Origin of the sequence: Acinetobacter haemolyticus, assembly GCF_900406815.1 — a bacterium.
In the GTDB taxonomy this organism is placed as follows: Bacteria; Pseudomonadota; Gammaproteobacteria; order Pseudomonadales; family Moraxellaceae; genus Acinetobacter; species Acinetobacter haemolyticus_A.
The window spans coordinates 79,603-99,205 of sequence record NZ_OVCN01000004.1; the positions used below are offsets into that span (position 1 = coordinate 79,603).

A 19,603-nucleotide genomic window follows, 5' to 3' on the forward strand; every position below is an offset into this window, starting at 1 on the left:
TCGAATTACAATTTTTGAATCAGATCAACCACATGCTGCGTTGCATTTGGTTGCGCCTGTTGACGTGCTTTGATTGCCATTTCAGAGAGTAGCTGGCGGTTAAGTAGATGCCCAAACAACTCATCCAAAGCCGCTGGTGTCATCTCCGCTTGCTGGCAAATCTTGGCAGCCCCCACATTTGCTAAAAATTTTGCATTTGCTGTTTGGTGATCATCGACCGCGATCGGTAAAGGAACAAAAACTGCTGCAAGTCCCGCAGTTGCCACCTCAGTTACAGTTAAGGCACCTGCACGACAAATAATTAAATCCGCTTCACTGTAGGCTTTCGCCATATCATGAATAAATGGCTCAACCGTAACTTTTAACCCCTCAGGTGCATCTTGATAACGTGCGCGTGTTGCATCTTGTTGATTTTGACCACATTGATGAAATACATTCAACGGGACATTGACCTTTTTCAAGACGTCGGGCAATCGTTCATTCAACGCTTGTGCTCCTAAGGATCCCCCAACAATCAAAATATTCAATGCTTGTTGTTCTTGCTCACGGGTTTGGTAACGCCATGATGGGTTTAAAATTGCAGTGATCTCAGCGCGCACAGGATTGCCTGTGGTCACCACTTTATCACTCGCGGTAAAAGTATGGGGAAAAGCCTGACACACGGTTTTAGCAATACGTGCTAACTGGGTGTTGGTAAAACCTGCGATCGCATTTTGCTCATGGATTAAAACAGGGATACCTAAGATACGTGCAGCTAATCCCCCTGGACCTGCGACATAACCACCAAAACCAGCAACCGCATCAATCTTGAGCTGCTTCATGTAGCGCATTGCGCTGAAGGTTGCTTTTAATATTTTAAACGGTGCACTTAATTTACGTAGCAAGCCATTGCCACGTACACCTTGAATATCAATTTGATAAATTGGAATATTTTGATCTTTGAGCAACCGATTTTCCATACCTGTTGGAGTCGCCAACCATGAGACTTGGCAGCCTTCTTGTTGAAGTTGTTTGGCAACAGCAAGCGCAGGAAAAACATGCCCGCCTGTACCAGCAGCCATCATCAAGACATGTTTAGGTTTGTTGTGGGGTGAATTGGTCACGGTCTAATTCTTCAACTCAAAAAAGAAGGTTATCGTCTATTGTTTTCGGGCGTTATTTTAATCCTAAAGTTTCATTCACGAAAAGCGAATTTCACTTGTTTACAACAGAAAGCTCGGCTTTTTTCAATTCTTTGCTAAAAACACGATGATGTCTACATTGAATTGCCCATTTAGTGCCAAGTTCGGCAAAAAAATACATGGGCAATTCGGTCAAAAACAAAGGGGCTATTAACATTGCAGCCCCTCAACTTTTAGTTGGTACGACCTGCTTCGAGCACAGCAAAAAGATCATCCGCAATCGAAGTACCATATTGCGCATCAATCTCACGAATACAGGTTGGGCTAGTCACATTAATTTCAGTGACATAATTGCCAATGACATCTAACCCCACAAAAACCAAACCTTTTTCACGCAAGAAAGGACCGACTTTTGCTGCAATCATTTTGTCATTCTCACTCAATGGTCGTGCTTGCCCTAAACCACCTGCTGCCAAGTTGCCACGCACTTCTCCATTTTGAGGAATACGTGCCAAACAATAAGGCACAGGCTCACCATTGACCATCAAGATCCGCTTATCCCCTTCAACAATCTCTGGAATATAGCGTTGTGCCATGATTGGGCGTGTACCCAATTCAGTCAACATTTCTAAAGTCGAACCGATATTCACACCATCTTGGTATAAACGGAAAATTCCCATTCCCCCCATGCCATCAAGTGGCTTTACGATCACATCGCCATGCTCAGTAATAAACTCGCGAATTAGATCTTGCTGTGACGTGACTAGAGTTGGCACTTGTAATTCTGGAAATTGGGTCGCGAACAGCTTTTCATTACAATCCCGCAGCGATTGCGGTTTGTTAATAATCCACGCGCCTTCACGTTCAGCTTGTTCTAAAATATAAGTGGTATAGACAAAATTCATGTCAAACGGTGGATCTTTGCGCATCAACACCACATCGTAGTCAGCCAATGACTCTTTGCGCTTCTCACCCAACTCATAATAATGATCGTAATCTTCAAAGACTTTAAGCGGTGCAATCAAACCAAACGCTTTACCTTGGTCGATATATAAATCGTGTTGTAATGCATAACCCAGCTCATGTCCTCTACGGTTTGCCGCCCATAACATTGCCATGGTTGAATCTTTCTTGAGATTCACGGTTTCTATTGGGTCCATCACGACAAGTACACGCATAATCTGACGCTCGTATTTTTAAATCTTGGCAAAAAGTATATCGAAGTTCGCAGCTGATCGTGCAACAAGTTGTGTAATTATTAAATCGAAAAAATTCCAATTGATTCAGATGACTACATCAGGTTTATTTTAAAGAAGATTTTTATCTTTCATTATAAATAAAAAATTACTGGCGAATGATTTCATCCCCAGTAATTCGTGCAACATTCGATTTCAGATTCAAATTAAGCCAAAAGTTTCTGAATATCTTTACCAATTTTTTCGGGCTTGGTGGTTGGAGAATAACGCTTGATCACTTTGCCGTTTTGGTCAATCAAAAACTTGGTGAAATTCCATTTTATGCTTTCACTGCCTAAAATACCTTTGGCTTCTGAAGTAAGATATTTATAAATCGGATGTGCATTTGAGCCATTCACATCGACTTTGGCAAACATGGGAAATGATACGCCATAGTTGCGCTGACAAAAACTACCAATTTCTTCATTACTTGATGGGTCTTGGTTAGCAAACTGGTTACAGGGGAAACCCAAAATTACTAAACCTTGTTGTTGATAATCTTGATATAGCTTTTCAAGTCCTTCAAATTGTGGGGTTAAGCCACACTGACTTGCAGTGTTTACCACCAATAAAACTTTGCCTTGAAAGTCTGCAAGGTTCTTTTGCTCGCCTTCTAACAATTCTGCCTGAAAATCATAAATTGTGGTCATACAACACCTCTCTTAGATTCAATCAATCTTATTTACCTAATCGCTGTTTGCATCTGTTCAGCTGTGCATATTAATATTGCACACAATTATATTGTGTGCAAGTTAATTACACACAATATACTTTTAATCATTTTCAAACTATACTGTCGCCTAGCAAAAGCGATGTTGAGGAGTGAAGCATGACCGAAATTTCTTACTTGGATAATCAAGTGTGTTTTGCGATGTATTCCGCGACCAATGCGATGATTCGTCAATATCGTCCTTTGCTTCAGGAATACGACCTGACCTACCCGCAATTTATTGTGCTGTTGGCTTTATACGAAAAAGACAATGTGACTTTGTCTGAAATTGGTCAAAAGACCTTTTTTGATTCGGGCACGCTGACACCGATTATTAAAAAACTAGAAGAAAAGCAGTTTTTAAAGCGTGTTGCAGTGAAAGAAGATGAGCGCATGAAGAAAGTGATCTTGCTGGAAAAAGCTCTTGCTGCAAAAAATGAAATTACGTTAATTCCTTTTAAACTCGCCTGCTCTTTGGGTATGGACCCGAATGATCTGCTAGCGATACACAACTTGTGTCATCGTTTTTTAAAGGGTTTAGAGCATTCTAAACTTGAAAGTTTGAGTGAATAAATGCAACAAGCCATTGTTGGATTTCACCTCGATGATGAGAATCATTGGGTTGCTGATCTCGCTTGTGGTCACACCCAACATGTGCGCCATGATCCACCGTGGCAAAATCGCCCTTGGGTGTTGACTGAGCAAGGGCGCAGTGAGAAATTAGGGGTAATGTTGGAATGTAAGAAGTGTGAGGACGAGTAATTCGCATAACGCCCCTTATGTTAAATGGCATGGTGCTATAAATATATTAGCTTTCGAAAAAAGTATTATTTTGAGGGTTAAATATTATTATATTCTCAATATCTTCCAAATAATCCAGCATCAAAATTGTGTGGTTTGTATAATTTTTTGATTTATCATCAGCAAACCTAACTACTATCCGCTTATTAATATTAGAAAAATCTCTCGCTCGACTAGGTTCACCATATGTTGCTATTTTTATTGAATCATCAATTATATGTTGGCCAGTTTCATAAAAAACTCTAATCCACCAGTTCTCCCAAGAAAGGAGTAAATGCTTTTCAGAAGAGTCGAATGGATCCTCTTCATATTGAACATTAAATCCCGTTGTCTTTGAAAAACAGCTTGTTAATTCTGTTTCAAGAAATTGTAATGAAAATTGATTTGAATTTTCATTAAGTAAACAATAAAGCGAAAAGGCCAAAATCTATTTCTCCATATATTGAATGTACTAATTTCAATAGTAATCTCCTAAAATTAACATAATTCGCCCTATGCGAAACACATTAACTTTTCTTTTTATCATCAATATCTTATCTAAATCCGTTCTAGGTTTCAGCACACTGGAACGGCTTTTTTGTGATTTTTCACGTTCCACGCTTAATTTTCAATAATTATTTCTAATAATCGATTAATTAAACTAAATACGGAACTCTCACATATTTTACCTAATAACTAAATTTAGTCCTTGACCTCAAGCTAAGTTGAGCTTTTATAGTTGCCTTTTAATTTTAGATACATGGAAAGAGTAATGAGCGATTCGAATAAAACATTTCTCATATACGGTGTTAGTAAAGGACTAGGAAAAGCCATTGCTCAAACTGTACCAAGGTCAACAGATACGATCTATGGCGTATCCCGAACTCAACCACAAGAAATTCAAAATTTAAACTGGATCTGTACTGATCTTTCCAAATCTGAACAAGCTGTAAGTGACGTAAAAACAGCAATTGGACAGCAAAAAGTTGATGTGCTGATTTACAACGTAGGCATTTGGGAACAACAGGCATTTAGCGAAAATTATAATTTTGCAGACGTTTCTGCCGCTGAAATCAACCAAATTATTAATACCAATATCATCACCTGTATCCAATCCATTCAATCATTGCTTGAAAATCTAAAGTGCTCTGACAATGCCAAAATTATTCTGATCGGTTCAACTTGGGGTGTTGATAACCATAACGGCAAAGAGCTTATTTTCTCCGCCACCAAATTTGCATTAAGAGGTATTGCACAATCCCTCAGAGAAATCTTACGTGAACATTTAATTGGAGTGAGTGTGCTTAATCTAGGCTACCTTGCGAGTGAATATGAGATTGAAAAACCTGTTGTAGAAATTTTAGAAGAAACAGAATATTCCTTAATTCCTTTGGCAGATGTTATTCATACGATTAATTTTATTATTTCAACCAGTAAAGCAAGCTGTGTAAAGGAAATACTGATGCCTGCGATGCTAGATCAGAATGTTTAATTTTTTACTTAAGTTTTAAGTACACCAACAACCATTCATGCTTAAGCATCAAATACACTCTCCATCAGCATATCGTTTTTCTTTTCTCATTATTCCAACCTCGCTTTAACAGAACGTCCCTTGATGATATGATATATACTAATGATACATACCGCAGTATTGGGAGGTAAATATGGAAATTGCGAAAGTATTTAAAACAGGCCGAAGTCAGGCAGTTCGCTTGCCTAAAGCTTTCCGTTTTAATGGTACTGAGGTAGCCATCAAAAGCTTTGGTCGTGGCGTATTACTCATGCCCATCGACAATCCTTGGGATGTAATGTTGGAAGCTGTCAACGAATTTGAGGTTGGGTTCCAGTTAGAACGAGCAGATCAAGGGGAACAAGAGCGTGAGGAATTTAGATGATTTACCTCCTAGACACAAATATTTGTATCTATGTGATTAATCACAAACCTCAGCACGTCTTTGACCGATTTAAACAGTACCAACTTGGTCAGCTTGCAATTTCGAGTATCACTGCATCTGAACTTGCTTTTGGTGTAGAAAAGTCTGGATCTGAACGCAATAAGCAGGCACTAAACAAATTTTTATCACCTTTAGACATCTTAGCTTATGATGAGCATGCTATTTGGCATTACGCTAAATTACGCCATGCTCTTCAATCGACCGGTAAATCTATTGGTAACTTAGATATGTTGATAGCTGCCCATGCTTTAGCGTTGGATGTTGTCTTAGTCACGAACAATACCAAAGAATTTGAACGTATTGATGGTCTAAAGTTAGAAAATTGGGTCTAATTTTATGCACCTGCTGAAGGGTTAGCATTCACATAAAAAATTTAAAGTTGAATCACTAGGTTAAAAAAAACAACTGTACCTTAAAAAGTAATGAAGAAGTGGATCTACCATATTTTTAAACGATTAGAGAGACATTATGATTAAAAAGTATGTGCTTAATTTTACTGCTAGTTATCTATTTATGATTATCTTATTGGGCATTATTTCTATTTTTGTTGATATTTCTGGGGCGATTAGCTCTATTATCATTCTTTTGGCAGCAGCTGCTTACACATCTGCAAAATTTGTAACTGATCAAAAACGTATTCCTGATCATTCTGAAAAAAGAAAACTTGTTTGGTGGTGTTTCTTTTCATCAATCGCCCTCAGTACACTATTAATATTAGCTTATTCAATTTTAGATATGGGTTTTGATTCATTTATTGAAGTTATTCAATCCATCTTAAGCGAAGTTCCACTTTGGATCTTAGTGATCAGCTTTACGATTTCATTACTCATTCAGTATTGGATACTAAATTATAGTTTTAGTCACATTGCACAAAAAAGATTGGAAAAAATGAGAAAAGATCTATTAAAAAGCCAATTTTAATCCTTTGTTTTGTAACAAAAAAGGAAGCCTTCGCTTCCTTTTCTCTTTCACTTAAAACTTAGATGCCATATTTTTCACGATAAGCCTGCATATTTGCCAATGCTTCTTTCTCGCCTTTTGCATCCAAATAATCCATCAAATCTTTCATTGTGATTAAAGCATGCACTGGGATTTCAAGTTCTTTTTGCACTTCCTGAATCGCAGAAAGCTCACCTTGACCACGTTCTTGACGGTCTAATGCAACCAACACCCCTGCAATCGTCGCACCTGCATTTTTTAAGATGGTCACAACTTCACGAATCGCAGTTCCCGCGGTGATCACATCATCAATGATCCAGACTTTTTGACCTGCAACTGATGCACCAACCAACACACCGCCTTCGCCATGATCTTTGGCTTCTTTACGGTTAAACCCCCACGGCACACTCTTACCATGCACTTGAGATAAAGCCACTGCTGCTGCTGCAACAAAAGGAATACCTTTGTACGCTGGACCAAAAATCACTTCAACATTGTCACACTGAACCAATTTATCCGCATAACCTTGTGCTAATAACGATAGTGCTTCACCATCATTGAGCAAACCTGCGTTAAAGAAATAAGGACTGACACGACCTGATTTTAAGGTAAACTCACCAAATTTAAGCACACCACGTGATAATGCGAGTTCGATAAAAGCTTGCGGATGAAATGACACAGGCGTTGTCATATAAGGTGCTCCAAATTCTTCAATTGAGGTTAAACAGACGTATGATACCAAAGGATAGCTATCCAAGTGATGTAAAAATTCTTCGAGTCGTTTCAATTAACGTGAATGGGCTGCGTGCATCCGTAACCAAAGGACTCTTGGAGTGGTTAGAACAATCCGATGCAGATGTAGTCTGTATGCAGGAAAGCCGTATTACTCATGAACAATGGACTGATAAATTTAAACCAGAAGATTGGTATACACACCTATTCCCTGCTGAACGTGCTGGTTATGCAGGTACAGCCATCTATAGTCGTCTACCATTTGTTTCGGTCACCAATGGTTTAGGTTTTGAACTGGCAGATTCTCAAGGACGTTTTATTACCGCTGAATTTGATTTAGGACTGTCACATCCTGTTCATATTGCCTCGTTATACTTACCTTCAGGATCAAGTGGTGATGAAGCTCAAGCACGTAAAGATATATTTCTCGAAGAATACGCAAAAATCTTAAAACAATGGCGTGATGAGAAGAAATCAATCATCGTGTGTGGTGACTACAATATCGTACACAAGCGTATTGATATTAAAAACTGGTCAGGTAACCAGAAGTCATCAGGTGTATTACCGCATGAACGTGCATGGCTCGATCATATTTATGATGAGTTGGGTTATGTTGATACCTTCCGTGAAGTACGAACTGAAGCAGAATTGTACTCATGGTGGTCAAATCGCGGTCAAGCGCGCGCAAAAAATGTCGGTTGGCGTATCGACTATCATGCATGCTCTCCAGATTGGAAAGCACGTACCGCAAATGCATGGGTCTATAAAGAACAATGGTTTAGTGACCATGCACCTGTGATTATTGACTATAAAATACACGAATAAGTGAACAGTTGTTCACTTTGACCGCTTCTTTAGCTTACATATCATGTCGCTTTTTGTGTATTTTTATTTAACAACTGTGACGGCATTATAGCACCACGGCACAGGGAAGCGGTCAGGATGACCACAAAGGGATAGGACGCCGTAGGAAGATAAAATAAACTTAGTTTAAGTTTATTTGCAAGGATGAGACATTGGACGTTGAAATGAGACCCGCATGATCAGGATGATTAAATGCGGGTTTTCTCTTTTTTAAATCTACAAATTTTTTCTTAGTCTTTTCCTTCGCCTGTAACTCAAACAATCAATCTGTTTAGACACCTCATTTGCTTCTTAAAAACACTGCATCGATTAACTTGATAAAAAAATCCGACTGGCAAATCACCTCACTTTTCAGTTAGGCTGTGAGGAAGATGATTCACTCTTTTTGATGGTTTTAGCATGTTTAAAATTTACGGTATTAAAAATTGTAATTCGATGAAAAAAGCGTTTGATGCACTACAAGCGAAGGGAATTGATTACCAATTTCATGATTATAAAAAACAAGGCATTGATGCTGAAACTTTAGAGATTTGGTTAAAGGAAATCGGTGCAGATAAAGTCCTCAATAAGAAAGGTACAACATGGCGTAAATTAACAGCAGATGAACAAGCGCATGCAAGCAGTAGCGAACAAAACCTGATTGAGACTTTAATTGCACAGCCAAGTTTGATTAAACGTCCTGTATTACAAACCCCGCAAGGTTTTATTATTGGCTTTGATGAAACAACATATCAAAACCTATCAGCTTAGAAATAGATATTAAAAAACCGAGTTCACGTTAGGCGAACTCGGTTTTTTTATTGGACAAATTAACTTAGTTAGAACGCACCCAAGTTTGGTTACGACCCAGTGCTGCAACGCCGATATAACCGCGTAATTTCAGCTTTTGACCACCATCAGTCAACTCAGCTTTAAGCTTATAAGTCTTACCATTTTTTGGATCCACAATAGAACCACCATCATAGTTTACGCCACCTACATTTTTAAGGTTACGTACAATGGTCACGCCATTCAGTGATTTGTTATGAAATGGGCCTTCACATTTCGTACAAACACTTTCCTGACCTGGAACTAAGTATTTCTGAATCGATGCAGTTAATGAACCATCTTTTTGCTCAGTAAACTTGACGATTGCTTTTGGTTGCTTAGTTTCATCGTCAATCGTTTGCCACACGCTACCGTGTAATGCGTCCGCCGCATTGGCAAATGCTGTCAAACTAAACAATCCTAGTGCTAAAGCTATTTTCTTCATTTTTGTAATATCCTTCGTGGGTCTTTTAAGACTAAGAGTATTGAAAACTTCCATCAATATTGCAATTCTTGATTGTGACTATTAGGTACAGCCTGATCAGGTGCAAAACACCGTACAGAACACCATTGAATAGGTTTTCAAATCAAGTACTCTCTTAGTTGTATACTGCTCTAACAATATGGAAAAATTATGAAATTTGGTACTGTTTGGAAATATTATTTTACTGAATCCCTACTCAAAGCCACCATCCGGACACCAAGTCAATTCAATTTAGCACCGAATGCTTTACGTCCGTTATTAGATCAAATGTGTCGTTTATTTCCACTCAATCCAAACGCTCGGATTCGACCACTGCGTCTTGCTGGTATACGTGGCGAAGAAATCAAAACGACTGCCAACGCAACACAGTTAATTTTTCATATTCATGGCGGCGCATTTTTCTTGGGTAGCCTCAACACGCATCGCGCATTGATGACCGATATTGCGGACATTACACAAATGCAGGTGATCCACATTAATTATCCTTTGGCACCAGAACACCCTTTTCCTGAAGCGATTGATGCGATTTTTGATGTTTACCAAGCGTTACTGGTTCAAGGGATTAAACCCAAAGATATTATTATTTCAGGTGATTCTTGTGGGGCGAATCTTGCACTAGCGCTGTGCTTACGTTTAAAGCAACAACCTGAGCTGATGCCAAGTGGCTTGATTTTAATGTCTCCTTATTTGGATTTAACCCTCACCAGTGAATCGCTACGCTTTAATCAAAAACACGATGCATTACTGTCGATAGAAGCCTTACAAGCGGGAATTAATCATTATCTGACTGCAGATATTCAAGCTGATGATCCTCGTGTCTCTCCTTTATTTGATGATTTAACGGGCTTACCACCAACATTGGTTCAAGTCGGATCCAAAGAGATCTTATTGGATGATTCCAAGCGTTTCCGCGAAAAAGCAGAGCAAGCAGATGTGAAAGTGATTTTCAAAATCTACACTGGCATGTGGCATAACTTCCAAATGTTCAATGCATGGTTTCCTGAGGCCAAACAGGCGTTGGCGGACATTGCAACTTTTGCACAGCGAATTGATCGCGACTAAGCTTTTTTACTGTGTGCAAAAAATGGTCAGCTATGGCTGGCCATTGTCATACTTAATTTATTATTGTCATTATAAAATAAAATTGATCGATTATTTAGATAATACTTTATTTCTCCAAGAATTTTTCCCGTTCTGTTTTGCACTCAAAGCGCAGAAGCCGCCTTTCTTCTCAATCTAAAGATGCTATTGTTAGTTAAATATGCTTTTGATAAAGATTTTGATACCGCATTTACATTTATAAAAGTTTCTTAGGAATCTCATTGCATAAAAGGATGCATGCCAATGACAAAGATTCATTTTAAGAGGACGGCGAATCGAGAGAAATGGAGTTTCTCACAACTTTGGGAACATGAACCACTGATCAACTGGAACATGTTAAAGAAGTCGATTCTATTACTGATCCTTGCTGCATTTATGACCCTTTTCGGAATCGTTTGGGATATCTTGGTTTTACTCAATCCCATAACATGGCAATGGGTCAATTTACCTTTGGTTTGGTCTAAACTTTGGACCAATCTGATCATGTTTTTTGTTTTTTTAGGTCTTATTGTGACCTGTTATCTTTTTAAAAAACGTGCTTGGGCATCTGAAGTTATTCCTATCTTGACCGTACAACTGTTTACCGCACTGCTGTGCCACACCAGCTATTTAATCGGAAGCTTTAGTCCTGCCACGATGGTGGTTTATGTCAGTGTCGTCGCCGTTGGCTTAGTCTTGTTTAACCGTAAAATGATTTACTGTGCGCTTGTTCCTGCAACGATCGCATTGTTGTTCTGTAATATTCTCAGTTTATATGGGTTACTTCAGTACGCACCGCTATTTAATCCGAAGATTTTAAATCAAGCTGAGATGCATCCGTTTTGGGTGGGAAGCATGTTGTTTTTCCTGTTGCCGATTTTAATCGCTTGTTTATTTTTATTTGAAATCTTACTTACACAATGGCGTACTCGTGAAACCGCAATTCAAGCGCTGAGTCGTCTTGATCCTCTCACCAATGTTATGAATCGCCGAAGTATTAGTAACCATTTGGAGAAGCTCAATAAACAGCCCAATTCGTTTTATTCGGTGGTGTTACTTGATCTAGATCATTTCAAAAACATTAACGACGAATTTGGTCATAGTATGGGCGATCAAGTTCTGGTACACGTGGCAAAGTGTCTTTGCAACAATGTCCGTGATCAGGATCTGATTGGACGCTTTGGTGGTGAGGAATTCATTTTATTATTTCCCAATACCACAGCCATCCAAGCCAAAAATGTAGCTGAACGTTGTCGTTTAGCGATTGCCGATATGTGTTTTATTTCTGAGGAACAACAACAATTTTCTGTCAGTGCAAGTTTTGGGATCAGTAGCTCACTCAATGCTGATGAGCCACATCTCGTTGTGAGTCAGGCCGATCAGGCACTTTATGCGGTAAAAGCTTCAGGTCGGAATAATATCCAGATTTTTGGAGATCTTTTGGCAGAGTAATGCAGAAGGGAAATTACCTTCTGCACGACATTTTCAGTGATTTAATCCCGCAAATATGTGTCACGATTTTGACGATATGGTTCATCAAAAGGGACAAACATTTGTTCTTGTTTTGCCTCGGTCACCCACTGTTGAACCGATGGCAAGGCCAAGATTTTTTGCATATAAGCTTGGCTTGATGCAGAGACAGGGAGCTGGAAACACACAAAACGCATCACTACAGGTGTATAAAATGCATCAGCAATACTAAAATCACCACATAAAAAGCTGTCTTCACTTGGGCGTTCTGACCAAATCTGATCAATTCGTGCTACTTCAGCGCGTAATTGTTCATGCTCAGCCCACAATTGCTGACCAATATGAGCCAAATCCGCTTCAATATTCATCGGACAAAGATTACGTAAGTTCTGAAAACTGCTATGCATTTCAGCGCTGATACAACGTACCCTAGCCCGTAATTTCTGATCTTGCGGCAACAGTTTTTTTCCAGGGTGCTGCTCAGCTATATATTCACAAATTGCTAAACTATCCCAAACCGTAATATCTTTATCGACCAGAGTAGGCACTTTTCCTGTTGGATTGAGCTTTAAAGTTTCGGTCTTAAACTGGCTATCCGCTTCAAAGCTATCAAATTGAATTAAATGCTCATGAAAATCAATTCCCGCTTGTTTTAATAAAATCCAAGGACGCATTGACCATGTTGAGTAATTTTTATTACCGATAAAGAGTGTATACATCGTTATGATTTCCCTTTAAATAAAGCCAGTTGTTGTAGTAACTCCGTTTTTTTAAATGCACCCGTTAAACGTAATGAACGGAGTTCTTGTTTTTGCTGATCTAAAAATAAATAAGTCGGTGGACCCAAGATATCCCATTGCTTTAATAAAGCCTGATGTGATGCATCATACTGACTCAAATCTAGCTTAATTAAATAATACGGCGCGAGCGCTTGCTGCACTTCTGCATCTTTTAAAATACGATGCTCAATAGGTTGACATGCCACACACCAGTCGGCATATACATCAATAACAATATTTCGATCTTGCGGCGCATTGGCAAGAATGGCTTGAAACTCATCCGCTGTTTTGGCGACATGCCATTCGGCCAATTTGTCTGCCTGAACTGAATTGAGATTTTGAATATGTTGATATTGATTGAATACAAGCCAGGGTGTCGTGATCATCAATAAGACAACATAAAGCCATTTCAGTTTACTGTTCTGTGCCAACAAACGAGAAACAGCATAAATAATAAATGCTAAACCAAGAATGAGACTGAGAATTTGTAATGCCAACTCAGGTAATAAGGGACGAATAAAATAAATACTTAGCGCCAACATTAAAAAGGCAAAAATTACCTTTATTTGATGCATCCACTCCCCTGCTTTTGGCAATACTCGAGCACCTAAAACTGTAGCCAATAACAGTGGAATCCCCATCCCAAAGCCCAAGGTAAATAGCAATAATGCACCTTGCCATTGGTTCTGTGTTTGCGAAATAAATAGCAACACACCTGCAAGAGGCGCTGTCATACATGGTCCGACCAATAACGCCGAAATCATCCCCATAACACTCGCACCGACCAGCGTCCCACCTTTTTGCGAGGCTTGCAGATGATCCAGTCGATTCACCCATTTCTGTGGCATTTTCAATTCAAATAAACCAAACAGGTTTAAAGCAAACACCACAAATAACAAGCTAAATGCAATCAAGGTGGCAGGCTGTTGTAACCAACGTTGAAAATTCAATCCAGCAGCGGAAGCAATAAGCCCCAGCAGGGCATAAATCATTGCCATACTGATCACAAAAGTCAGGGCAATCGCCCAAGCTTTGACTCCTTTATTTTCACGCACAATAAGTGACGTCAAAATCGGTAGCATGGGGAGTGAGCAAGGTGTAAAGGCCAGTAAAATTCCTAAACCTAAAAATAAAAGAATGCTATACAACAATGAATGCTGGGCTAAACGACTCGACCATTTTTGATCTTGTGCCATTTGACCGATGTCATTGGTTGAGCTTATTGCAGAGACTTGCTCTTGATCCGAAATATCAGCCAAGTCGGGTCGTTGGGTATTGATCGCATTGGCGGAACGTGCGACATCGAGAAAGCGTTTTTGTGCGTTTGGACTGAGGTTTTGTGTGTTTACAAGCCCATTGGCATCCGTATCAAATGCGATTGTTTGTGGTGGATAGCAAATACGGTCTTTGGCGCACCCCTGCCATGTTACTTGATAGTGTTGAGATGCTTGTGTAGGAATCTCGAATTCAAGCTCATGATAATACACTTGGCTATGACCATAATTTTCATCATATTGAGCCATCGCCTTGGGTAAGTTTAAAGCAACGGGTTTATTGCCTTGGATTACCTCAAACTTATGCTGATATAAATAATAATCCGGTTGAATTTCCCAATGTAATCGTGCTTGATCGGTACGAGAAGATTCTACGGAAAATACAAATGCATCCTCAGGGTTTAACAGTTGTGCGGAGATATTCTCTTGGGCATGGGTAAAACTCCCACATAACAACAATAAACTACCAAGAAAGTAACACACCAGTTCGCTACTGTAGCCACCCTGAGCATAAATTTTCATTCAGATTTCTCTTTTATCAACCCAATACTCCCGATGAGAAATGCAGGGATTCACGGAAGATGGAGAAGTCACATTGATTAAAATAAAACGGAAACGCCGAAGCCACCATTATAGCTTCTCGCATTGCCTTCTAAATCGACACCCACACTGGCATCGAGCTGCATACGATTATTGACCACATAGACCAGACCAGTACCTAAACCATATTCATAGTCTTGGCTTTCTGCTTTGCGATAAATAAACTCTGAATATCCAGACAATTTTCCAGCGATTTTATAATCAATCGTTGGAATGGCAGTGACTGCCCAATTGCTGTTTTGTGCTTCGTAACGCATGGTTATCGAGGTGCCAATGAGGTCACTAAAATCATAAGCCACCGCTGAAGTTAAGCTATAGATATCATCATGGGCAGTAAATTCATCATTTCCAGTCGCAAGAATCGCTTCAGCCAACAATGCCATGCTCAGACGGTCATCTTTTAAGTTAATGGCTTTTTTCAAACCAATGCTGACATCACCTAAGCCGTTATTTTCTTTCGTAGCACCCGCACGCTTGTGCTGCTGCCAGACTGGACCTTGCCAACCCAACTGAAGCTCTAACCCTTTCGCCAAACCTGTACGTAACAACATATCGCCATTTAAGGTTAAAGTTTTTTCCTTTGCCCCATCAATCGTTTGTTGCTGATAACTTACGCTTGGCAGACCTTGCTCCCAAGCCAGTTGACCGACTGGTGTAATGCCTGTGCCCATGCCAGCACCAGGACGATCAAAAGAAAATTCATTTGCAAAAGCTGTACTTGCTAGCATTGATAGCGCGATCAAGCTTAATGTTTGACGTTGTTTCATCATTATCCCCTTTTTATTCAATCGGCTAATCTCAAGTTGCTAGCTCTTTTGACATTTTTGCACCATGTTCACGTAGCAATTCAAGTGTTGCACGTTCCTCTACCAATGCTTGTAACCAATCAATTTCATCAAAATCACAATCAAAGAACAGCTGGCTAATCGAGGATAAAATCGTTAGACCTTCTTCATCACGTGTATTCGGGTCAACTTTTTCATCTAATAAGCGTTTTACCACTGGTGCACATGCTGAACTTGCGGCATCCCAAAGCGGTCCATAAAACTCTTCTGCATCCCAAAGATGTAAATTCGCTTTCGCTTGAATGAGCGCATCTAAAATATCTAAGTAGACTTGAAGTTGTTGTTGTTTTTCAGTTTCAGTCAGTGGTTGATTGGCTTCATATGCCTCACAAATCGTTTCCCACCATGCAAATAATCCATCACATATCACTGAAACGGGGGGTCCTTGTTCAGGATCGATAAAATTTGGGTCGAGTCCCTCAGCAAGTAAAGATCGCACTTGGTCTAAATCGAGTTGTTGTATGGCTTGCACCAAGGCCTGCTGCTGATTGCTTAACATGACCAATTCTCACAATATATTTAATGGTTCTATTATGCCGAATATCCCAACAGGTTTTTATAAAACGATCTAAAAATCATGTATAAATTTGATACAGGCAAAAAAAAAGCCCAACTTTTGGGCTTTTTCTAAGTTGTTACTAAGATGCTTCATCGTCTACATCAACGAATTCAGGTAAACCACCTCGATGATGTTCTTTTTTCTCATAAAGATGTTCCAGACTACGTTTTAATTTATCAATCGCACCATGAATCGAATGATCAATATTTGCAGCTTTGTGCGTTACTGCAACAGGCTTCATTCCTGCCGGACGGGCTTCGATCATACAACGTTTGTCATGTTCGCCCGTTTTGTCCCCATTTTCATCACTAATATGAACCGAAAAGTGTGTAATACGCTCGCTATAACGTTGGAATTCTTGTGTAAGCTCTTCACGAACATAACTGATTAAACGTTCACTACCTTGAATGTTTTTATCTGTACGGATTTCAATATTCATAAATATCTTCCTCTCTTTTCTGTGAGACGGTTCTACAAAATTATCTTATTGAGCACGCTTTTGAGCATGCATTCATTCAACGCAGTTGTATATTTTGTTTATGTAAATGCTTGTCGTCTCCTTGCTTTACATCTGTTGCTTTTCAGTGGGAAAGAAGATCTTCTATAATTCCAATATCCGTCCTTAATGAAAAATATGCAAGCTGATTTTTGACATTTTTATTAAATCTTGAGCAAATAATAGTTAAATGGCATGCAATTCCCTTTGATTTTCAGCAATACAATTCTTTTGAGCATTTGGTCAAATTTGGCTTTATTTTTGCTTAATTCCTTGTATGCTTTACACGCCTTTCAGGGGGGATTTTTAAATGCAATTGAAGCAACTTGCGGCGACATGTTTATTGGTATCTACAGCAGCTTTTACTCAAGCAAAACCGATTTGGCAGGATTTTAGCCTGACAGGTTTATATGGCGAAAACTATGAAGTTGTTGATGAAAAGCAAACAACTTTAACGGTTGAATACGCAGCAAAAGTAAAATACGCCGATGTATTTTTCTTTATGGATCGTATGCGTGGGAGTGATGACCATAAAAGCACTTATTTCGAGCTTTCACCGCGTTTTAGTCTAGGTGAAATTTCTGGCCAAAAATTAGCTTTGGGTCCAATCAAAGACGTATTGGTTTCAACAACATGGGAAAGTAATAATGATGATTTCTCTAGTTTTGATAACTTCTTATATGGTGTAGGCTTTGATCTTGATCTCCCATATTTCCAATATGCAAATATCAATTTCTACCGTGCAAACAATGAAAAAACTGCTGATGACTACCAGCTTACTTTTGTCTATGCATTGCCATTTAAACTCTCAACTGAAGAGTTCTTAGTCGATGGCTTCCTTGACTGGTCAACGGCTGAAAAGGATCACGCGAGCGAACTCAACTGGACCACACAGTACAAGTGGAATGTAGGTAAACACATTTCACCAGACACTCGCCTCTATCTCGGGGTTGAGCATTCGGTGTGGAACAATAAATTTGGTATCAAAGGCAGCGACGAAAACAACGTTAGCGCTTTGATCAAATACCATTTCTAAGCGTATTAGAATGAAAAAAACAGCAAGGTATTCCTTGCTGTTTTTTTTGATATGTAGAATAAAATAATCAAATCTATTTATTTAAATTTAAGATGTCATTTACTACCGTGACAGGCGACATGGATGTCGCCTTGTTGAGTTGCGGTATCAGGATGTACCGTCAACTCAACAGAAGATTTTTGTTACTTTTGATCTTTCAAAAGTAAGAGATTCCCTATACACAAACAATCCGCCTCATCATAATCTATGTGGCAGTAACACGATGTGAAATAAAATCAATTCACTGATTCGAGTTGATCTTCTACCTAATTCAACCTATGACCTATGGCTACTTCTACTCAATTTATGCCTCACATATTCAATAAGTATTACAAGATCCGCTCGGCAACAATTCATGACCTTGAGCAGATTCTCACCATTTATAACCATGAAATCATCACGGGCACGGCCAACTGGAATGATCAAGCAGTTTCCCTGACAGAGTATCAACAACGCTTCCATGATTTACAACAGCAACAATTCCCAATGATTGTAGTTGAGGATCAACAACTAGATCGGATCGCAGGATATGCCTATTACTCAGCATTTCGCTCGATTAGTGGTTATCGGCATAGCGTTGAGCACTCGGTGTTTATTGATCCAAGTTATGCACGCCAAGGGTTTGGTAAAGCCTTGATGCAACAACTCATTCATCTGGCGAAACAACAGCACATGCATATGATGGTGGCTGCCATTGATAGTGAAAATCAGGGATCAATCGTGCTACATGAGCAACTCGGATTCATCCAAACAGGCTATATGCCTCAAATCGGACAAAAATTTGGACAATGGCGGGATTTAGTTCTAATGCAATTACAACTTAATGCTTAAAAAGCATAACAATTTCATCACTGCTATATTTATATTGTTCGTTAAAATAAAAACAATCACCATTTAAAAATAACTGATGACAAGTATGAAAATATCAGCCTTATATTTACTCACTGCCGGTGTTTTAGTTACAACGACAAGTTTTGCAGAAACTTCTTTTGAACAAGAACTCCAACAAGGTTGTGCCAAATTAAAACAATATGCACAAACAGGAAAGAAGTTCTATGACCAAAAACAATATGCTAAAGCAGTGAAGCAATTTGAAGACCAAGCCGCATGGGCACACTTCTGCCAACTGAATGCAGAAGAAAGTGGTATTCACGTTACTGATCGAGACATTGAAATCGCCAATAACAATGTGGGATTGAGCTATGCCAAACTGGGTAAACCGCAATGGGCAAGAGTCTGGTTTTTAAGAAATAAAGATTCTAAAACAAGTCAATATAATTTAAAACAACTTCCAAAAACTCAAATCGCTAAAGAATTACAAGGCACCTATGTCCGTGCGAACGGTTTTGGACAATGGGATTACATCACGGTTAAAAAACAACAGAAAGGATATCTCATTGACTTTGAAGGTTACTATTTCGGACTACGTGGACTCATTTATGGTCCAAACCTAGGTTCATTTGAAACCACGATGCCAATTACTGCAAACCAAGCAAGTTATCGTTACGAAGACTGTCAAATCAAACTGCAATTTTTGAATGACACACAGAATGGACAAAAAATTCAGGTCGAGCAAAACAACGGTAATTCAAGCTGTGGCTTTGGACATAATGTTTATGCAGGTGGGACGTTCTATAAGGTTGAACGCAAATAAATCTAGTACCAACCATTTAGTTTTCTAAATTGTATTTACCCAACATTCACTATCGTGACAGGCGACATGGATGTCGCCATGTTCGACTGCGGTTACAAGGATGTACCGTCAGTCGAACAAAAGATTTTTGTTACTTTTGATCTTT

The 19,603-nt window shown here is 39.1% G+C and carries 24 protein-coding genes; 13 read left to right on the plus strand and 11 right to left on the minus strand.

Features of this window, described 5'->3' with window-relative positions:
• Nucleotides 1-5: 5 nt before the first annotated feature.
• From murG to DK207_RS03875, 3 genes are all read right to left on the minus strand, one after another.
• Nucleotides 6-1,103 (minus strand): undecaprenyldiphospho-muramoylpentapeptide beta-N-acetylglucosaminyltransferase, encoded by a 1,098-nt coding sequence (gene murG / locus DK207_RS03865; RefSeq protein WP_109440047.1) that lies wholly within the window; start codon nucleotides 1,101-1,103, stop codon nucleotides 6-8.
• A gap of 251 nt (nucleotides 1,104-1,354) precedes the next feature.
• A complete protein-coding gene (gshB, locus tag DK207_RS03870; RefSeq protein WP_109440048.1) occupies nucleotides 1,355-2,299 on the minus strand; it encodes a glutathione synthase in 945 nt (314 codons plus the stop codon).
• 224 nt (nucleotides 2,300-2,523) lie between these two features.
• Nucleotides 2,524-3,006, minus strand: coding sequence for a glutathione peroxidase (locus DK207_RS03875; protein WP_109440049.1), 483 nt, complete (start codon nucleotides 3,004-3,006; stop codon nucleotides 2,524-2,526).
• A 179-nt stretch (nucleotides 3,007-3,185) separates the two neighbouring features.
• Here DK207_RS03875 and DK207_RS03880 point away from each other — a divergent pair, with 179 nt between their 5' ends.
• Nucleotides 3,186-3,638, plus strand: coding sequence for a MarR family winged helix-turn-helix transcriptional regulator (locus DK207_RS03880; RefSeq protein WP_109440050.1), 453 nt, complete (start codon nucleotides 3,186-3,188; stop codon nucleotides 3,636-3,638).
• Complete coding sequence (locus DK207_RS03885) at nucleotides 3,639-3,827, plus strand: DUF3565 domain-containing protein (RefSeq protein ID WP_109440051.1); 189 nt, start codon at nucleotides 3,639-3,641, stop codon at nucleotides 3,825-3,827.
• Between the two features lie 46 nt (nucleotides 3,828-3,873).
• On the opposite strand, the gene DK207_RS03890 is transcribed toward DK207_RS03885, so the two are convergent.
• Nucleotides 3,874-4,290: a hypothetical protein gene (locus DK207_RS03890; protein ID WP_109440052.1), complete on the minus strand. Its 417-nt coding sequence runs from the start codon at nucleotides 4,288-4,290 to the stop codon at nucleotides 3,874-3,876.
• Nucleotides 4,291-4,617: 327 nt separating this feature from the next.
• Here DK207_RS03890 and DK207_RS03895 point away from each other — a divergent pair, with 327 nt between their 5' ends.
• The 4 genes from DK207_RS03895 (at nucleotide 4,618) to DK207_RS03910 (ending at nucleotide 6,721) form a co-directional block, all read left to right on the plus strand.
• Entirely contained in the window at nucleotides 4,618-5,337 is a 720-nt protein-coding gene (locus DK207_RS03895) for an SDR family NAD(P)-dependent oxidoreductase (RefSeq protein ID WP_109440053.1), read from the plus strand.
• A 172-nt stretch (nucleotides 5,338-5,509) separates the two neighbouring features.
• Nucleotides 5,510-5,740 (plus strand): antitoxin, encoded by a 231-nt coding sequence (locus tag DK207_RS03900; RefSeq protein WP_075314389.1) that lies wholly within the window; start codon nucleotides 5,510-5,512, stop codon nucleotides 5,738-5,740.
• Nucleotides 5,737-6,132: a type II toxin-antitoxin system tRNA(fMet)-specific endonuclease VapC gene (vapC, locus tag DK207_RS03905; RefSeq protein ID WP_109440054.1), complete on the plus strand. Its 396-nt coding sequence runs from the start codon at nucleotides 5,737-5,739 to the stop codon at nucleotides 6,130-6,132. The genes DK207_RS03900 and vapC overlap by 4 nt, the downstream gene beginning before the upstream one ends.
• Before the next feature lie 136 nt (nucleotides 6,133-6,268).
• Nucleotides 6,269-6,721: an ABZJ_00895 family protein gene (locus DK207_RS03910; RefSeq protein ID WP_109440055.1), complete on the plus strand. Its 453-nt coding sequence runs from the start codon at nucleotides 6,269-6,271 to the stop codon at nucleotides 6,719-6,721.
• Between the two features lie 58 nt (nucleotides 6,722-6,779).
• Here the strand turns inward: DK207_RS03910 and pyrE are convergent, their stop codons facing one another.
• Nucleotides 6,780-7,430, minus strand: a complete 651-nt coding sequence (pyrE, locus tag DK207_RS03915; protein ID WP_109440056.1) for an orotate phosphoribosyltransferase — start codon at nucleotides 7,428-7,430, stop codon at nucleotides 6,780-6,782.
• Between the two features lie 41 nt (nucleotides 7,431-7,471).
• On the opposite strand from pyrE, the gene DK207_RS03920 reads away from it, so the two are divergent.
• Nucleotides 7,472-8,296 carry an exodeoxyribonuclease III gene (locus DK207_RS03920; protein ID WP_109440057.1) on the plus strand — a complete coding sequence of 275 codons (825 nt, stop codon included), beginning with the start codon at nucleotides 7,472-7,474 and terminating at the stop codon, nucleotides 8,294-8,296.
• A 438-nt stretch (nucleotides 8,297-8,734) separates the two neighbouring features.
• Nucleotides 8,735-9,085 carry an arsenate reductase gene (locus tag DK207_RS03925; RefSeq protein WP_004641582.1) on the plus strand — a complete coding sequence of 117 codons (351 nt, stop codon included), beginning with the start codon at nucleotides 8,735-8,737 and terminating at the stop codon, nucleotides 9,083-9,085.
• Between the two features lie 64 nt (nucleotides 9,086-9,149).
• On the opposite strand, the gene DK207_RS03930 is transcribed toward DK207_RS03925, so the two are convergent.
• Nucleotides 9,150-9,587, minus strand: a complete 438-nt coding sequence (locus tag DK207_RS03930) for a DUF2147 domain-containing protein (RefSeq protein WP_109440058.1) — start codon at nucleotides 9,585-9,587, stop codon at nucleotides 9,150-9,152.
• Nucleotides 9,588-9,776: 189 nt separating this feature from the next.
• On the opposite strand from DK207_RS03930, the gene DK207_RS03935 reads away from it, so the two are divergent.
• Entirely contained in the window at nucleotides 9,777-10,688 is a 912-nt protein-coding gene (locus DK207_RS03935; RefSeq protein WP_109440059.1) for an alpha/beta hydrolase, read from the plus strand.
• 282 nt (nucleotides 10,689-10,970) lie between these two features.
• Nucleotides 10,971-12,158 (plus strand): GGDEF domain-containing protein, encoded by a 1,188-nt coding sequence (locus DK207_RS03940; protein ID WP_109440060.1) that lies wholly within the window; start codon nucleotides 10,971-10,973, stop codon nucleotides 12,156-12,158.
• 41 nt (nucleotides 12,159-12,199) lie between these two features.
• Here DK207_RS03940 and DK207_RS03945 read toward each other — a convergent pair whose 3' ends face one another.
• The 5 genes from DK207_RS03945 to DK207_RS03965 all read right to left on the minus strand — a co-directional run bounded on the left by DK207_RS03945 (nucleotide 12,200) and on the right by DK207_RS03965 (nucleotide 16,672).
• On the minus strand, nucleotides 12,200-12,895 hold the full coding sequence (locus DK207_RS03945) for a glutathione S-transferase family protein (protein ID WP_109440061.1): 696 nt from the start codon (nucleotides 12,893-12,895) through the stop codon (nucleotides 12,200-12,202).
• A 2-nt stretch (nucleotides 12,896-12,897) separates the two neighbouring features.
• Nucleotides 12,898-14,751, minus strand: coding sequence for a protein-disulfide reductase DsbD (gene dsbD, locus DK207_RS03950; protein WP_109440062.1), 1,854 nt, complete (start codon nucleotides 14,749-14,751; stop codon nucleotides 12,898-12,900).
• A 77-nt stretch (nucleotides 14,752-14,828) separates the two neighbouring features.
• Nucleotides 14,829-15,596 carry a transporter gene (locus tag DK207_RS03955; RefSeq protein ID WP_171293620.1) on the minus strand — a complete coding sequence of 256 codons (768 nt, stop codon included), beginning with the start codon at nucleotides 15,594-15,596 and terminating at the stop codon, nucleotides 14,829-14,831.
• A gap of 31 nt (nucleotides 15,597-15,627) precedes the next feature.
• Nucleotides 15,628-16,173, minus strand: a complete 546-nt coding sequence (locus DK207_RS03960; protein ID WP_109440064.1) for an ankyrin repeat domain-containing protein — start codon at nucleotides 16,171-16,173, stop codon at nucleotides 15,628-15,630.
• A gap of 139 nt (nucleotides 16,174-16,312) precedes the next feature.
• On the minus strand, nucleotides 16,313-16,672 hold the full coding sequence (locus DK207_RS03965) for an HPF/RaiA family ribosome-associated protein (protein WP_109440065.1): 360 nt from the start codon (nucleotides 16,670-16,672) through the stop codon (nucleotides 16,313-16,315).
• A gap of 367 nt (nucleotides 16,673-17,039) precedes the next feature.
• On the opposite strand from DK207_RS03965, the gene DK207_RS03970 reads away from it, so the two are divergent.
• The 3 genes from DK207_RS03970 to DK207_RS03980 all read left to right on the plus strand — a co-directional run bounded on the left by DK207_RS03970 (nucleotide 17,040) and on the right by DK207_RS03980 (nucleotide 19,458).
• The gene (locus tag DK207_RS03970) at nucleotides 17,040-17,765 is read left to right on the plus strand and encodes an outer membrane protein OmpK (RefSeq protein ID WP_109440066.1); all 726 of its coding nucleotides are present in this window, start codon (nucleotides 17,040-17,042) and stop codon (nucleotides 17,763-17,765) included.
• Between the two features lie 324 nt (nucleotides 17,766-18,089).
• Nucleotides 18,090-18,635 (plus strand): GNAT family N-acetyltransferase, encoded by a 546-nt coding sequence (locus tag DK207_RS03975; RefSeq protein ID WP_109440067.1) that lies wholly within the window; start codon nucleotides 18,090-18,092, stop codon nucleotides 18,633-18,635.
• Nucleotides 18,636-18,720: 85 nt separating this feature from the next.
• Nucleotides 18,721-19,458, plus strand: a complete 738-nt coding sequence (locus tag DK207_RS03980; RefSeq protein ID WP_109440068.1) for a hypothetical protein — start codon at nucleotides 18,721-18,723, stop codon at nucleotides 19,456-19,458.
• Nucleotides 19,459-19,603: the final 145 nt, after the last annotated feature.

Coding starts and splice junctions, on each gene's coding strand:
- DK207_RS03945 (WP_109440061.1), bottom strand. CDS start 12,895: ATGTATACACTCTTTATCGGTAATAAAAATTACTCAACATGGTCAATG.
- DK207_RS03875 (WP_109440049.1), bottom strand. CDS start 3,006: ATGACCACAATTTATGATTTTCAGGCAGAATTGTTAGAAGGCGAGCAA.
- pyrE (WP_109440056.1), bottom strand. CDS start 7,430: ATGACAACGCCTGTGTCATTTCATCCGCAAGCTTTTATCGAACTCGCA.
- DK207_RS03980 (WP_109440068.1), top strand. CDS start 18,721: ATGAAAATATCAGCCTTATATTTACTCACTGCCGGTGTTTTAGTTACA.
- gshB (WP_109440048.1), bottom strand. CDS start 2,299: ATGCGTGTACTTGTCGTGATGGACCCAATAGAAACCGTGAATCTCAAG.
- DK207_RS03900 (WP_075314389.1), top strand. CDS start 5,510: ATGGAAATTGCGAAAGTATTTAAAACAGGCCGAAGTCAGGCAGTTCGC.
- DK207_RS03965 (WP_109440065.1), bottom strand. CDS start 16,672: ATGAATATTGAAATCCGTACAGATAAAAACATTCAAGGTAGTGAACGT.
- DK207_RS03935 (WP_109440059.1), top strand. CDS start 9,777: ATGAAATTTGGTACTGTTTGGAAATATTATTTTACTGAATCCCTACTC.
- DK207_RS03880 (WP_109440050.1), top strand. CDS start 3,186: ATGACCGAAATTTCTTACTTGGATAATCAAGTGTGTTTTGCGATGTAT.
- DK207_RS03910 (WP_109440055.1), top strand. CDS start 6,269: ATGATTAAAAAGTATGTGCTTAATTTTACTGCTAGTTATCTATTTATG.
- DK207_RS03955 (WP_171293620.1), bottom strand. CDS start 15,596: ATGAAACAACGTCAAACATTAAGCTTGATCGCGCTATCAATGCTAGCA.
- DK207_RS03920 (WP_109440057.1), top strand. CDS start 7,472: ATGATACCAAAGGATAGCTATCCAAGTGATGTAAAAATTCTTCGAGTC.
- DK207_RS03895 (WP_109440053.1), top strand. CDS start 4,618: ATGAGCGATTCGAATAAAACATTTCTCATATACGGTGTTAGTAAAGGA.
- DK207_RS03885 (WP_109440051.1), top strand. CDS start 3,639: ATGCAACAAGCCATTGTTGGATTTCACCTCGATGATGAGAATCATTGG.
- DK207_RS03960 (WP_109440064.1), bottom strand. CDS start 16,173: ATGTTAAGCAATCAGCAGCAGGCCTTGGTGCAAGCCATACAACAACTC.
- vapC (WP_109440054.1), top strand. CDS start 5,737: ATGATTTACCTCCTAGACACAAATATTTGTATCTATGTGATTAATCAC.
- DK207_RS03970 (WP_109440066.1), top strand. CDS start 17,040: ATGCAATTGAAGCAACTTGCGGCGACATGTTTATTGGTATCTACAGCA.
- DK207_RS03940 (WP_109440060.1), top strand. CDS start 10,971: ATGACAAAGATTCATTTTAAGAGGACGGCGAATCGAGAGAAATGGAGT.
- dsbD (WP_109440062.1), bottom strand. CDS start 14,751: ATGAAAATTTATGCTCAGGGTGGCTACAGTAGCGAACTGGTGTGTTAC.
- DK207_RS03975 (WP_109440067.1), top strand. CDS start 18,090: ATGGCTACTTCTACTCAATTTATGCCTCACATATTCAATAAGTATTAC.
- DK207_RS03930 (WP_109440058.1), bottom strand. CDS start 9,587: ATGAAGAAAATAGCTTTAGCACTAGGATTGTTTAGTTTGACAGCATTT.
- DK207_RS03925 (WP_004641582.1), top strand. CDS start 8,735: ATGTTTAAAATTTACGGTATTAAAAATTGTAATTCGATGAAAAAAGCG.